Raw genomic sequence first — 12,956 nt, forward strand, 5'->3', positions numbered from 1 at the left:
GTTCATCCTGAGCCAGGATCAAACTCTCCAATAAAGTTAGTTTGTCTAGCATCTAAAATAAAAATTGACGTTTCACGTTGTTTGTTTCGTTCAGTTTTCAAAGAACTACTTGGTCGCTCATTTGCGACTCCCTTATGTTAACATCTTCGTTTTTCGATGTCAACTAAGTTTTTCAATTTCTTTTTTGTCGTTTTCTGCGTTTCCGCATCAGCGACGGTTATTAATATATCATGCAGAAAAATGAAATGCAACACCTTTTATAAACTTTTTTTAAATTAACTACATTTCTTTTTTAATATCATATACTTAAACGAAATATCTCTTTCATTTCTAAGAGATTCCTACATATATTCTATATAAAGTCACTCTATCCAAAAACGTTTCTTTCTATAATAAACGTTTTATTTATATACGATACCATACAAGGAGGAATATATATGGACTATACCGATTTATTAATCAAACTAGGTCTCTCGGCTATTTTAGGGTTCGCCATTGGTTTAGAGCGCGAATTAAAACGTAAACCACTTGGTTTAAAAACGTGTTTAGTTATTTCTATCATTAGTTGCCTCCTGACCATTGTTTCTATTAAAGCAGCTTACAATTTACCACATACTGATCATATGAATATGGACCCACTTCGACTTGCCGCTCAAATTGTATCAGGGATTGGTTTTTTAGGTGCCGGTGTTATTTTACGTAGAGGAAACGATAGTATTGCCGGATTAACAACTGCTGCTATGATTTGGGGCGCATCTGGTATTGGTATTGCTGTTGGAGCTGGGTTCTATATCGAAGCAATTTTCGGAATGTGTTTCCTTATGATTAGCGTTGAACTTATACCATTAACAATGAAATTTGTAGGGCCTAGATCATTTCGTCAACGTGATATCGCAGTAAAACTTGTTGTGCGAAATATGGACAATATCCCGGTTGTAATTGAAGAAATAAAAGAAATGGATATAAAAGTGAAGAATATGAAGCTTAAAACGTTAGAAAATGGTTCTCACTATTTACATCTTAAATTATGTATCGATCAAAAAAGACATACTGCTGATGTTTACTATGCTCTCCAGCATCTCGAAAGTGTTCAACAAACTGAAGTGGAAAGTATGTAACGTAAAACAAACTCTCTTTTCAATTAGAGAGTTTTTCTTTTTTCTATAATGGCAACAATGAATGTAGTCCTGCAAAGTAAGGAGGAATAGGCAATTGAAATCCCGTCCGAATTTAGTAGATACATTTCGTGATTCCATTATTTTTCGTTTAATTTGCTTTATTGTTATACTTACTGCTTTTTCCGGCTTTCTTATACATAGATTAGAACCATCACACTTTACCACATGGTTTGATGGAATTTGGTGGTCAATCGTTACAATTTTCACTGTTGGCTATGGTGACTTTGCCCCTCATACACTAATCGGGAAACTTATCGGTATGAGTATTATTTTATTAGGAACTGGATTTTGTTCTTATTATATGGTGCTGTTTGCTACTGAAATGATTAATAAACAATATATGAAAATTAAAGGAGAAGAAGCTGCGACTTCTAACGGTCATATGATTATTGTCGGCTGGAATGAACGAGCAAAACATGTTGTAAAACAAATGCACGTACTACAACCAAACCTTGATATCGTTTTAATTGATGAAACACTTTCTTTACTGCCAAAACCATTTCATCATTTAGAATTTATAAAGGGGTGCCCCCATCACGATCAAACGTTATTAAAAGCTAATATTACAACGGCACACACCATATTAATAACAGCCGATAAAGAAAAAAACGAAAGCTTAGCGGATACACAGTCCATTTTAAATATTTTAACTGCAAAAGGGCTCAACCCAAACATTCACTGCATCGCTGAACTTCTTACTTCTGAACAAATACAAAATGCAACGAGAGCTGGCGTGTCAGAAATTATAGAAGGAAATAAATTAACGAGCTATGTATTTACCGCTTCTCTTTTATTCCCTTCCATTTCAGGTGTACTATTTTCACTTTACGACGAAATCTCTGATAATAAATTACAACTGATGGAGCTTCCCATGTCCTGCACCGGACAAACTTTTGCCAATTGTAGCTATACTCTTTTAAAACAAAACATTCTCTTACTAGGTATAAAGCGCGACGAACAATATATGATTAATCCAGTTCATTCCTTTGTTCTCATTGAAAGCGACATACTCATTGTTATTCACCATTAGTAAAATGACGCTCTAATTCTTGCATGAGCACTTTCCCAATATTGATATATTTTCTTTTCACATCTCCATCTGGATCTTTCGGCTCAGCAAATTGATCCATTCCACTCGTTCCAGCTGCTAAAGTATTTACATGATCATCTAGTTCGTCTTGATATACGTGCGAAAGAATATACGGCGTTCCAAGACGAACTATTACGCCTGGTACATCTAGTTCTCCATCAATGGCTGTAAATGGCACTCGTAAAAATTGATAGCCGTCTTCTTCATCGATTTTATAATCAAAGCATCCTTTATCATAATCCCAATTGCCACCAATGCTATATCCAAGTGGCTTCATTATTTCTTCTAACTTATATAACGCATATGTACGTCCTTCTAAATTTGATTGAATCGGAATCAAGCCCATCCCTCCTAGACTTTTTCTTTAGCATACCCACTCTAGTTTGAATATACTGATGGACTTTTCGATGAAATAATAAAAAGCGGCCGGAATCCGGCCGCTTTTTATTATTTTAAACGCTCTTCTAATTCTGCTTTTAATTCTTCAAATCCTGGTTTACCAAGTAAAGCAAACATGTTTTTCTTGTATGCTTCTACTCCTGGTTGGTCAAATGGATTTACGCCTAATAAGTAGCCGCTCATCGCACATGCTTTTTCGAAGAAGTATACAAGGTAACCGAATGTGTACTCATTTAATTCAGGAATATTTACGATTAAGTTTGGTACTCCGCCATCGCTATGTGCAAGTAATGTACCTTCGTATGCTTTCGTGTTTACGAAGTCTACAGTTTCACCAGCAAGGTAGTTTAATCCATCTAAATCGTTTTCTTCTGATTCGATTGTTAGTTCATGTGTAGGTTTACCTACTTTTAGAACTGTTTCAAATAAGTCACGACGACCTTCTTGAACGTATTGACCTAATGAATGTAAGTCAGTTGAGAAGTTTGCTGAAGATGGGAAAATACCTTTTTGATCTTTTCCTTCACTTTCACCAAATAACTGTTTCCACCACTCAGCGAAGTATTGAAGTGCTGGCTCATAGTTAACAAGCATTTCAATTGTTTTTCCTTTATTGTATAGAGCGTTACGAACTACTGCGTATTGGTAAGCTGGGTTTTCTTCTAGTTCTGATGTACCGAAGTCCTCACGACCAGCAGCTGCACCTTTCATCATCTCTTCAATATTTAAGCCACTTACTGCGATTGGCAATAAACCAACTGGCGTTAATACAGAGAAACGTCCTCCAACATCATCTGGAATAACGAATGTTTCGTAACCTTCATTATCAGCTAATGTTTTTAATGCACCACGCGCTTTATCTGTAGTTGCATAAATACGTTTGCGAGCTTCTTCTTTTCCATACTTTTCTTCTAATAACTTACGGAAAATACGGAATGCTAGTGCTGGCTCTGTCGTTGTACCTGATTTGGAAATAACGTTAATAGAGAAGTCTTTACCTTCTAATACATCCATTAAATCTTTCATGTAAGTGGAGCTAATGTTTTGTCCAACAAATAGCACTTGTGGAGTTTTACGTTGTTCTTTAGAAAGTGTGTTGTAGAAAGAATGGTTTAACATTTCAATTGCTGCACGTGCTCCTAGGTAAGAACCACCGATACCTACAACAAGTAAAATGTCAGAGTCATTTTTAATTTTTTCTGCGCATTTTTGAATGCGAGCAAATTCTTCTTTGTCATATTGAAGCGGAAGGTCTACCCACCCAAGGAAATCGTTCCCAGCTCCAGTTTTTTCGTGGATTGCGTGATGTGTTACTTTCACTGCATCACGTAAATAAGTGATTTCATGTTCACCGATGAAGGATAACGCTTTAGAATAGTCGAACGTTACATGTGTACTCATCTTTTTCCCTCCAATTATGGATATGTATTTCTGTATTCACTTTAGCGAAACTGAAGTTGTAAATCAAGCGATTCACCCCTTGTAAACGTAACCAATATATATTTTTTAAAAAAAGTTCATTTTTTGCATAAAAATTCGCATTTTTCGGTATAGATGTATATACATCCTATTTCGAACATTTTTTATGTATAAAAACAACATAACTACCCTATTCTATAAAAGAGTTAATTAACTCATCGCTTGCTCATGCTTCACAATTAAGGGGGGCTTTTTCATGAGTACTTTACAACGTATCGCATTAGTCTTTACTGTAATTGGCGCTGTAAACTGGGGACTAATCGGGTTCTTCCAGTTTGACTTAGTGGCAGCCATTTTCGGTGGACAAAACTCAGCTCTTGCACGTATTATTTACGGCATCGTTGGTATTTCTGGGCTTATCAATCTTGGTTTACTCTTTAAACCATCAGAAAATCTTGGTACTCACCCAGAAACGAACGAAATTCGCTAATCAGTATGTCTCTACTTCACCTCCGACATACGAATATGATTGCATGCAATCATATTTGCAAATATATATCATAAGAAAAAGTAAAAGAGGAACGCTCATATGCGCTCCTCTTTTACTTTGTTAACTCGGACTCTTCAATCCATTCTGTTAGCTTTTCTCGCAGCGTATTAAATCCGTCCTTAGATGGATTCGGTATAAGAATCCGTCCTTGTTTTCTTTTCGCCGCTTTTAACGATAAACTCATTTTTCTGTGTTCTTCATCAATTGAAAGTACTTTTACTTCTACTGTATCGCCGACTTTTAAAAAGTCATGAATATCCTTTACATATCCATTTGTAATTTCAGATATATGCACAAGTCCTTGTGTTTCTGCATCTAACGCTACAAATGCACCGTAATCTTGAATCCCAGTCACTTTCCCTGTTACAACCACTCCTGTTGTATATTGTTCTGACATATGAAACACTCCCATACGTTTACCATTTTCTCTACAATTGTAGATAGCAAAGCAGATGATTTATTGTTAAATATCCGATTAGTTAATACGTACCCTAAGTAAAGCAACTCAGGATACGCATACCTTATATTAGTAAATTATACCACTATGACAGAGCTCATTCAAAATTCATGAAAAAATTTCCTTAAGTAAGTATAATTCTCCAATATTAGGATAGAATACTAACACATGGCTTTCTAGTATTCCCCCCCTTTTATGGACAAAACGTATTGTGTTTTGTCCTTTTTTTATTCTCTACGAACCGTTCCATTCTCTTCATTGCTTCCATAAGCTGTTCAAGCGATGTTGCATATGAACAACGAATAAATCCTTCACCACTTTCGCCAAATACACTTCCAGGTACAACAGCCACTTTTTCTTCTAGTAATAACTGTTCTGCAAATTCCGCCGAAGATAGTCCAGTTGAAGATATGGAAGGAAAGACATAAAACGCTCCGCCCGGCACATGACATGTTAATCCCATTTCATTGAAAGATGTCGTCATAAAATTACGGCGTTTCTTATAACTATCTCTCATTCGAATTACTTCCTCATTTCCCGCACGTAACGCTTCAAGTGCTGCAAACTGAGACATCGTCGGGGCACACATCATGGAATATTGGTGAATTTTGAGCATTAATTCTGAAAAGTGAACAGGAGCTGCAATCATACCAAGGCGCCACCCTGTCATCGCAAATCCTTTTGAAAATCCTGAAATTAAAATCGTATGCTCGCGCATATTTTTAATACTCGCGAAACTTGTATATGCTTCGTCGTATACAAGTTCTGCATAAATTTCATCAGATAATACGATTAAATTGTACTTCTCAACAATCACTGCTATTTCTTCAAGATCGGACTTATTTAACATTGCACCTGTTGGGTTATTTGGTGAACAAAGTAAAATTGCCTTTGTCTTCGCTGTAATAGCTGCCTCAATTTGTTCTGGTTGTACTTTAAATTCATTTTCTAAAGTAGTAGCCACAGGAACTGGAACCCCTCCAGCTAATGTCACAAGCGGGGCATAAGAAACGAAACTTGGCTCAATAATGAGTACCTCATCATCAGGATTTATAATGGCGCGCATCGCTACATCTAACGCCTGACTCGCTCCAACTGTAACAATGATTTCATCGTTTGGATCATATGATACTGCAAATTGTTTTTTTAGATACTTTGCTATTTCTTGACGGAGCTCCAATAATCCTGCATTTGCTGTATATGACGTATATCCTTGTTCTAAAGAACGGATACATGCTTGCCTTACATTCCATGGCGTAATGAAGTCTGGTTCTCCTACTCCAAGAGAAATAACACCTTTCATATTAGCTGCTAAATCGAAAAACTTTCGAATACCAGATGGTTGTAATGATTCTGCCGCTCTAGATAGTTCAAATTGCTTCATGGTGTCACCACAATTCGCTTATCATCATCATTTTTTTCATAGATAATTCCCTCATGTTTATATTTCTTCAAAATGAAATGCGTTGTCGTAGAAACGACAGATTCAATTGTTGCTAATTTCTCAGAAACAAACATCGCTACTTCTCCCATTGTCTTTCCTTCTAACGTAATAGAAAGATCATATGTCCCTGACATTAAATACACAGATTTCACTTCTGAATAACGATAAATTTGCTCAGCAACCGCATCGAACCCAACGCCGTGCTTTGGCGTAACTTTCACATCAATCATCGCCGTTAAACCTGTATGTTCTTTCACCTTCGTCCAATCGATATGTGTGACATAATCCACAATAATCTTTTCCGCTTCTAATTTTTCAACCATTTTCTTTACTTCTTCTACTTCTATATTTAACAGCTTCGCTAATGTATCTACAGATAATCGACTACTTTTTTCAAGACAAGCTAATAATTCTAATTCTTTTTCTGTCACCATATAAATCATCCTTCCTTTTCGTTTGTGTCTAAATTATACAAATAGCCTTTCCAGTTTGAAAAGAAGATTTTTTTAGTGAATTATGTCAAAATAAAGTGAAACTTTAATCCATGGAAAGGTTCATCCCATGGATTATTAGCCCGCACCAATCGGGCTTTTGCGGACAGTTGCTCTCCCGCCTAACCTCTTCGCTTGAGCTTCTTTTTGAGGCGAGAGGCTTACTGTCCGTTAAAGCGGGGTAAAGTGAAACTTTAATCAGCAGAAAAATGCGTAATAAAGCGAAAGGGGATGGAATCGTGAAACCAAAAGTTTATATTGCTGAACCAGTTCCAACATTTGTAGAAAACTATTTATCAGAACACTGTGATTATGAAAAATGGGAGCAAAATGAGAAGGTACCTCGTGATGTTCTACTAGAGAAAATACAAGATAAAGATGGTTTATTAAATTTCGGATCTGCTATTAATGAAGAATTATTGGAGGCGGCTCCTAACTTAAAAGTAGTAAGCAACATTTCTGTCGGTTACGATAATTTTGATTTACAAGCGATGGAAAAGCGCAATGTCATCGGAACAAATACACCTTACGTACTAGATGATACAGTAGCTGACCTCGTTTTTGCTCTTATGTTATCTGCTGGTCGTCGTGTTTGTGAACTCGACTCCTACGTAAAAAATGGTAAATGGAATGCGGAAATTGGAAAAGAGCACTTTGGGCTAGATGTACACCATAGTACAATCGGCATTATCGGTATGGGCCGAATTGGTGAAGCTGTTGCAAAACGAGCGAAATTCGGATTTGATATGGATGTTCTTTATTATAACCGTCGCCGAAAAGAAGAAGCTGAACAAAAATTCGCTGCTACATATTGTGATTTACAGACGCTACTCAAGCAGTCTGACTTTATCGTTCTTCTTACTCCATTAACAGATGAAACGTACCATCTTATCGGAGAAAAGGAATTTTCATTCATGAAAGAAACAGCTATCTTCATTAATGCTTCTCGCGGGAAAACAGTAGATGAAGAAGCGTTAATCGATGCGTTAACAGAAAAGAAAATCTTTGCAGCGGGCATCGATACTTTTACACAAGAGCCGATTCAAAAAGACAATCCGCTCTTATCCTTACAAAATGTTGTGACCTTACCACATATCGGATCTGCAACATTAAAAACTAGGCAACAAATGGCTATGACCGCCGCTGAAAATTTAGTTGCAGCGTTACAAGGAAAAACACCGCCTAATATTGTTCGCGGGTAATACTGAATGTACGAAAGGCAAGATGACATCGTCATCTTGCCTTTTTTTGTTAACATATTTTTTTCTGCCTTGGAAATGATATGAACAAAAATCAATGGAGTGACAAAAAATGAATCACGAATCTACTTGTCCTTATTTCACTTTTTCCACTCGCGGCACTACTGTTCATTACGAATTGTATGAACATGAAAATAAAACAGAACGTCCTACTTTCGTACTCGTTCACGGCTTTTTATCTTCCTCATTCAGCTACCGCCGTCTAATTCCTTTATTATCGAAAGAAGGAACAGTCATTGCTCTTGATTTACCACCGTTCGGGAAGAGTGATAAGTCTCATCTATTTAAGTATTCTTATCATAATTTAGCAACGATTATAATCGATTTAATTGAACACTTATCTCTCTCAAACATTGTGTTAGTTGGACATTCTATGGGCGGCCAAATTTCACTTTACGTAAACCGTATACGTCCTGAATTAATTTCAAAGACAATTTTACTATGTAGCTCTAGCTATTTAGCACGCGCAACTTTACCTTTACTGTACTCTTCTTATTTACCGTTCTTTCATTTATACGTAAAGAATTGGATTATACGGCGCGGCATTGTTCATAACTTAATGAATGTCGTTCATGATCATTCATTAATTGACGATGAAATGAAGGCAGGTTACTCTGCTCCTTTTTATGACAACCGTATATTCCCCGCTTTAACTCGTATGATACGAGATCGTGAAGGTGACTTATCTTCAACTGAATTACAAAAAATCGAAACACCTACTCTACTCATTTGGGGTGAAAAAGATCGGGTCGTCCCTGTACATGTAGGTCATCGTCTGCACAAAGATTTACCGAATTCGAAATTTATTTCTTACGAAAATACAGGGCATTTACTACCTGAAGAAAAACCGGAACATGTTTATGAAGAAATTATCGCTTTTTCTGCGCAATAATATCAAAGAGGCTGTCGGAAATTCCGACAGCCTACAATGAACAACTTCCGCCTTCTTTTATTACAAGTAATTCCACAGCTAACTTCTCACATTTTTCAAGCGCAGGTACTTCCTCAAAAGACATAAAGTATATATGTTGAATCTTCTTTGCGATGTATTTTGAATCATCAAACACACTTGCGACATTCACAACATCGCTCGCTTCTGTTTCATAAAACTCCGGTCCCATTTGAAACGGATCCCAATTCTTCACAACCTCTATCATCTTTTCATATGTACCCATTCGCTTCCCGCCTTTTCACTTTTTAATACTTTTCTTTATCCTATCACATCAGCTATTCTATAAGAAGAGAGAGAACTTTCATAACTTAACGGTTTTACAGAAGAAGGGAGCAAACTTATGCAACTATTTCATAAAGCAGTCAATCGCCGTGGAACTCATAGTACAAAATGGGATACATATAAAAACGAAGAACTTATCCACGCGTGGATTGCTGATATGGATTTTGAAGTACCACAACCAATTCAAACTGCTTTAAAGCAACGTATCGAGCATCCTATTTTCGGCTATACACTTCCTCCCGAAAATATTGGCGATATTATTTGTAACTGGACAAAAAAACAGTACAACTGGGATATTCAAAAAGAATGGATTGTCTTTAGCGCCGGAATCGTTCCAGCTCTTAGTACGAGCATACAGGCCTTCACAAAGGAAAACGAATCCGTTCTCGTACAACCACCTATTTATCCCCCATTTTTCGAAATGGTCACAACAAACAATAGACAATTATGCGTAAGTCCATTACAGAAACAAAATGATACATATGCGATAGACTTCGAGCATTTAGAAAAGCAATTTCAACAAGGCGTCAAACTTATGCTTCTTTGCAGTCCTCACAACCCGATAGGTCGTGTTTGGACGAAAGAAGAATTAACAAAGCTTGGATCTTTATGTACCAAATATAATGTAATCGTTGTCGCAGATGAAATTCATTCCGATATTATTTATGCAAATCATACACATACACCGTTCGCTTCTTTATCTGAAGAACTAGCAGCGCGCACGATAACTTGTATGGCTCCAAGTAAAACATTTAATATCGCTGGATTACAAGCATCGATTATTATCATTCCAAATGAAAAACTCCGTCAAGCCTTTACATCTATCCAATATAGACAAGGCTTCCACGGATTAAATACATTTGCCTATACAGCGATGGTAAGTGCCTATACAGAATGTAATGATTGGCTAAATGAAATTCGATTATATATAGAAGATAATGCTCAATTTGCTTGTAAATATATTAAAGATCACATACCTACTCTTTCCGTAACGAAGCCAGAAGGTAGCTTTTTATTATGGATTGATTGCTCTCGCCTACAGCTTTCTCAAGATGAGCGCACTAAATTGCTCGAAGAAAAAGGAAAAATTATTGTTGAGCCTGGTGAGAAATACGGATTAGGCGGCGAAGAACATATTCGAATTAACATCGGCTGTCCAAGGTCTGTTTTAGAAGAAATTTTAAATAAGCTGCGCCATACGTTTTCATAATAAGAAAGGAGACTGTTTGGGACAGCCTCCTTTGTGAACTTTTGTCGGTAAGTCGATATATTTTGAGTTACGGTCGATATATTCCAATAATCGCTGATATATTTTCACTTACACTACACAAAAAAGCTACCGCGCACGGTAGCTTTTACTTTTTCTTCATATCCGACGCTTTTTTTACAATAACACCACAAGCAATTCGATCACCTGATTTACCTGTCGGTTGAGTCATACCATCATCAGGGTTTTCTGTAATAATAATAGACGCTCCATCTTTTCTATGAATCGTCGTTTTCCCTTCTTCAAGCGTTATATGTGGCGCATCAATTTCTGCTTTAATTTTCCCAGAACCGTCTGCAATTACGTTCGGTAAATCACCGTTTTCTGCCCCCTTCGGATTGAGTAGTCCATGCTTTTTATCATCTGGATTAAAATGATTTCCAGCTGATTCAAAACGAGGTGCTTTACACTCACCAATTTCATGTACATGTATGCCGTGCGGGCCAGGTGTGAACCCTTCCCCTTTAATCTTAATTTTTACTCCGCTTGTTTGCTGCACTACTTTCGCAGTCCCCACTTCATCACCTGAAGCATTATGTAATTTCACGTCAATTTCTTTCGGCTTTCCTTGGTCACAACCTGCCATCAGAAATAGTAAACAACAACTGAAAAAAAGCCGTTTTTTCATTTTATTCCCTCCAAAATACATTCTGCCCTTAGATTGTCCGAGCATAGAGGGAAACATACAAAAATGAGTTACTGTTTCTTTTCAGCTAACAGCTTTTCTTCAACTTTCTGTAATCGATCTGCTTCTCGTTTTGACACACGAATGAACATACGCCATGTGGCAACCGCACCGATAATAAATAGAACACAAACAATCCCTGGAATAATATATTCTGTTTTATCTTCTGGAAAATATAATGGCATCATATAGATCACTCCTTATTATAGGATTCACAAAACATCAAAATTTTCTGTTATATTGTCTTAAATTATAGTGGAACCTATCCACATTCTCAAGGGGGCATTCCGAAAGCGAATGATTTCTTTGACTCCTTATCCTACTTTCCTTACTATAAACTTGAGGTGAAAAATATGAGAGAAACATTTGAAATTGGCGAAATCGTTACTGGTATTTATAAAACGGGAAAATACATTGGCGAAGTTACAAATAGCCGCCCTGGCAGTTACGTCGTAAAAGTATTAGCTGTTTTAAAACATCCGGTGCAAGGTGACTTACATAACGTAAAACAAGCTGACGTACCATTTTTCCACGAAAGACGTGCTTTAGCTTTTCGTGAACAGACGAACATTCCAGAGCAAATGGTGAAGAAATATGAAGGAGAAATTCCAGATTATACAGATTCACTCAAATTAGCATTAGAAACTCAAATGAATTCATTTTCTGAAGATGATTCACCTTTTGCAGTTCGTAGTCTAGAAACATTAGAACAATTAAAAAAAGACTATAAACTTTAAAAAAACAAAACGACCAAATTACATACTGTGCAATTTGGTCGTTACTGTGTACTCACTTTCTTTAACACTTTTGAAAAATCAACGAGTTCCCCTAATGTTGGAGGTGCTGGTTTCACTAAATACTCTTTATCTTTTTCTACTAACTTAAAAATATTATACGTCGTCATCGCATCATCTAGCGCACAATGATGCTTACCCGTCCCTACTTTTCCATACGCCTCAATTGCTTTCCACAATCCTGTTTGATTTCTCTCACCAAAAAACTTCTTATACTCAAGTGATAAATCACGACACTGTCCTTGGAAAGGAAAATCTACTCCCGCTTTTTCACAATTATGCTTCAACACTTTCATATCCATATTTCCCCACGTAACAATGGTCGGTTTACATCTCTTTTCATATTCTGCAAGTTTTTCAACGAGTTCTGGAAACGAAATTCCTTTATCTACGACTTCTTGTTTAATCCCTAAAAACTTCTTACATCGATCCGTTAAAGATGGAAAAGTTTTCGGCCTAACATGAGCTGAATACGTATCTTCTACCTTACAGCCAACAACCGAAACGAGTCCTACCTCAATAATCTCCGGGAAAAATCCTTTTGGTTTTTTTCTGTGCTGGGGCATCGTAAACTCAAAATCCAAAAATAAAAATTGTTGTTCATTCATACGATCCCTTCCTTATCATCTTTGTCATTCCTTTCTATTTGACACTCCTACACGAACAAGCTCGAATGCTAATTCCATTTT

General features: G+C 36.7%; 16 protein-coding genes. 7 read left to right on the plus strand and 9 right to left on the minus strand.

The window, feature by feature from the left end; genetic code table 11:
• The first annotated feature begins 437 nt into the window (after positions 1–437).
• Positions 438–1,118, plus strand: coding sequence for an MgtC/SapB family protein (locus ACTFSI_RS22320; RefSeq protein ID WP_000386681.1), 681 nt, complete (start codon positions 438–440; stop codon positions 1,116–1,118).
• Positions 1,119–1,212: 94 nt separating this feature from the next.
• A complete protein-coding gene (locus ACTFSI_RS22325) occupies positions 1,213–2,208 on the plus strand; it encodes a potassium channel family protein (protein WP_000842328.1) in 996 nt (331 codons plus the stop codon).
• Here the strand turns inward: ACTFSI_RS22325 and ACTFSI_RS22330 are convergent.
• The gene (locus ACTFSI_RS22330) at positions 2,195–2,608 is read right to left on the minus strand and encodes a YugN-like family protein (RefSeq protein WP_138320856.1); all 414 of its coding nucleotides are present in this window, start codon (positions 2,606–2,608) and stop codon (positions 2,195–2,197) included. The genes ACTFSI_RS22325 and ACTFSI_RS22330 overlap by 14 nt on opposite strands.
• A gap of 107 nt (positions 2,609–2,715) precedes the next feature.
• Positions 2,716–4,068, minus strand: a complete 1,353-nt coding sequence (locus ACTFSI_RS22335) for a glucose-6-phosphate isomerase (protein WP_000103660.1) — start codon at positions 4,066–4,068, stop codon at positions 2,716–2,718.
• 274 nt (positions 4,069–4,342) lie between these two features.
• On the opposite strand from ACTFSI_RS22335, the gene ACTFSI_RS22340 reads away from it, so the two are divergent.
• Positions 4,343–4,576, plus strand: a complete 234-nt coding sequence (locus ACTFSI_RS22340; RefSeq protein ID WP_000105788.1) for a DUF378 domain-containing protein — start codon at positions 4,343–4,345, stop codon at positions 4,574–4,576.
• A 112-nt stretch (positions 4,577–4,688) separates the two neighbouring features.
• Here ACTFSI_RS22340 and yugI read toward each other — a convergent pair whose 3' ends face one another.
• The 3 genes from yugI to ACTFSI_RS22355 form a co-directional block, all read right to left on the minus strand.
• Entirely contained in the window at positions 4,689–5,033 is a 345-nt protein-coding gene (gene yugI / locus ACTFSI_RS22345) for a S1 domain-containing post-transcriptional regulator GSP13 (protein ID WP_000003767.1), read from the minus strand.
• A gap of 253 nt (positions 5,034–5,286) precedes the next feature.
• A complete protein-coding gene (locus ACTFSI_RS22350; protein ID WP_440045647.1) occupies positions 5,287–6,477 on the minus strand; it encodes an aminotransferase in 1,191 nt (396 codons plus the stop codon).
• Positions 6,474–6,971 carry an Lrp/AsnC family transcriptional regulator gene (locus ACTFSI_RS22355; protein WP_000255699.1) on the minus strand — a complete coding sequence of 166 codons (498 nt, stop codon included), beginning with the start codon at positions 6,969–6,971 and terminating at the stop codon, positions 6,474–6,476. Before ACTFSI_RS22355 ends, ACTFSI_RS22350 begins: the two co-directional genes overlap by 4 nt.
• Positions 6,972–7,237: 266 nt before the next feature.
• On the opposite strand from ACTFSI_RS22355, the gene ACTFSI_RS22360 reads away from it, so the two are divergent.
• Together ACTFSI_RS22360 and ACTFSI_RS22365 are read left to right on the plus strand one after the other, a co-directional pair.
• Entirely contained in the window at positions 7,238–8,230 is a 993-nt protein-coding gene (locus ACTFSI_RS22360; RefSeq protein ID WP_440045648.1) for a 2-hydroxyacid dehydrogenase, read from the plus strand.
• A 109-nt stretch (positions 8,231–8,339) separates the two neighbouring features.
• Positions 8,340–9,179, plus strand: a complete 840-nt coding sequence (locus ACTFSI_RS22365) for an alpha/beta fold hydrolase (RefSeq protein WP_001015187.1) — start codon at positions 8,340–8,342, stop codon at positions 9,177–9,179.
• Between the two features lie 31 nt (positions 9,180–9,210).
• Here ACTFSI_RS22365 and ACTFSI_RS22370 read toward each other — a convergent pair whose 3' ends face one another.
• Positions 9,211–9,462 (minus strand): YugE family protein, encoded by a 252-nt coding sequence (locus tag ACTFSI_RS22370; RefSeq protein WP_000537636.1) that lies wholly within the window; start codon positions 9,460–9,462, stop codon positions 9,211–9,213.
• Between the two features lie 117 nt (positions 9,463–9,579).
• On the opposite strand from ACTFSI_RS22370, the gene ACTFSI_RS22375 reads away from it, so the two are divergent.
• On the plus strand, positions 9,580–10,731 hold the full coding sequence (locus ACTFSI_RS22375; protein ID WP_270363418.1) for a MalY/PatB family protein: 1,152 nt from the start codon (positions 9,580–9,582) through the stop codon (positions 10,729–10,731).
• A gap of 145 nt (positions 10,732–10,876) precedes the next feature.
• Here the strand turns inward: ACTFSI_RS22375 and sodC are convergent, their stop codons facing one another.
• Together sodC and ACTFSI_RS22385 are read right to left on the minus strand one after the other, a co-directional pair.
• The gene (gene sodC / locus ACTFSI_RS22380; RefSeq protein WP_000746510.1) at positions 10,877–11,416 is read right to left on the minus strand and encodes a superoxide dismutase [Cu-Zn]; all 540 of its coding nucleotides are present in this window, start codon (positions 11,414–11,416) and stop codon (positions 10,877–10,879) included.
• 68 nt (positions 11,417–11,484) lie between these two features.
• Complete coding sequence (locus ACTFSI_RS22385; protein WP_000982762.1) at positions 11,485–11,661, minus strand: hypothetical protein; 177 nt, start codon at positions 11,659–11,661, stop codon at positions 11,485–11,487.
• Positions 11,662–11,826: 165 nt separating this feature from the next.
• On the opposite strand from ACTFSI_RS22385, the gene ACTFSI_RS22390 reads away from it, so the two are divergent.
• Entirely contained in the window at positions 11,827–12,210 is a 384-nt protein-coding gene (locus tag ACTFSI_RS22390; RefSeq protein WP_001209341.1) for a kinase-associated lipoprotein B, read from the plus strand.
• Positions 12,211–12,251: 41 nt separating this feature from the next.
• On the opposite strand, the gene kapD is transcribed toward ACTFSI_RS22390, so the two are convergent.
• Complete coding sequence (kapD, locus tag ACTFSI_RS22395; RefSeq protein WP_001005369.1) at positions 12,252–12,875, minus strand: 3'-5' exonuclease KapD; 624 nt, start codon at positions 12,873–12,875, stop codon at positions 12,252–12,254.
• Between the last annotated feature and the right edge of the window lie 81 nt (positions 12,876–12,956).

It is taken from the genome of Bacillus cereus group sp. MYBK101-2 (assembly GCF_051918845.1).
In the GTDB taxonomy this organism is placed as follows: domain Bacteria; phylum Bacillota; class Bacilli; order Bacillales; family Bacillaceae_G; genus Bacillus_A; species Bacillus_A paranthracis.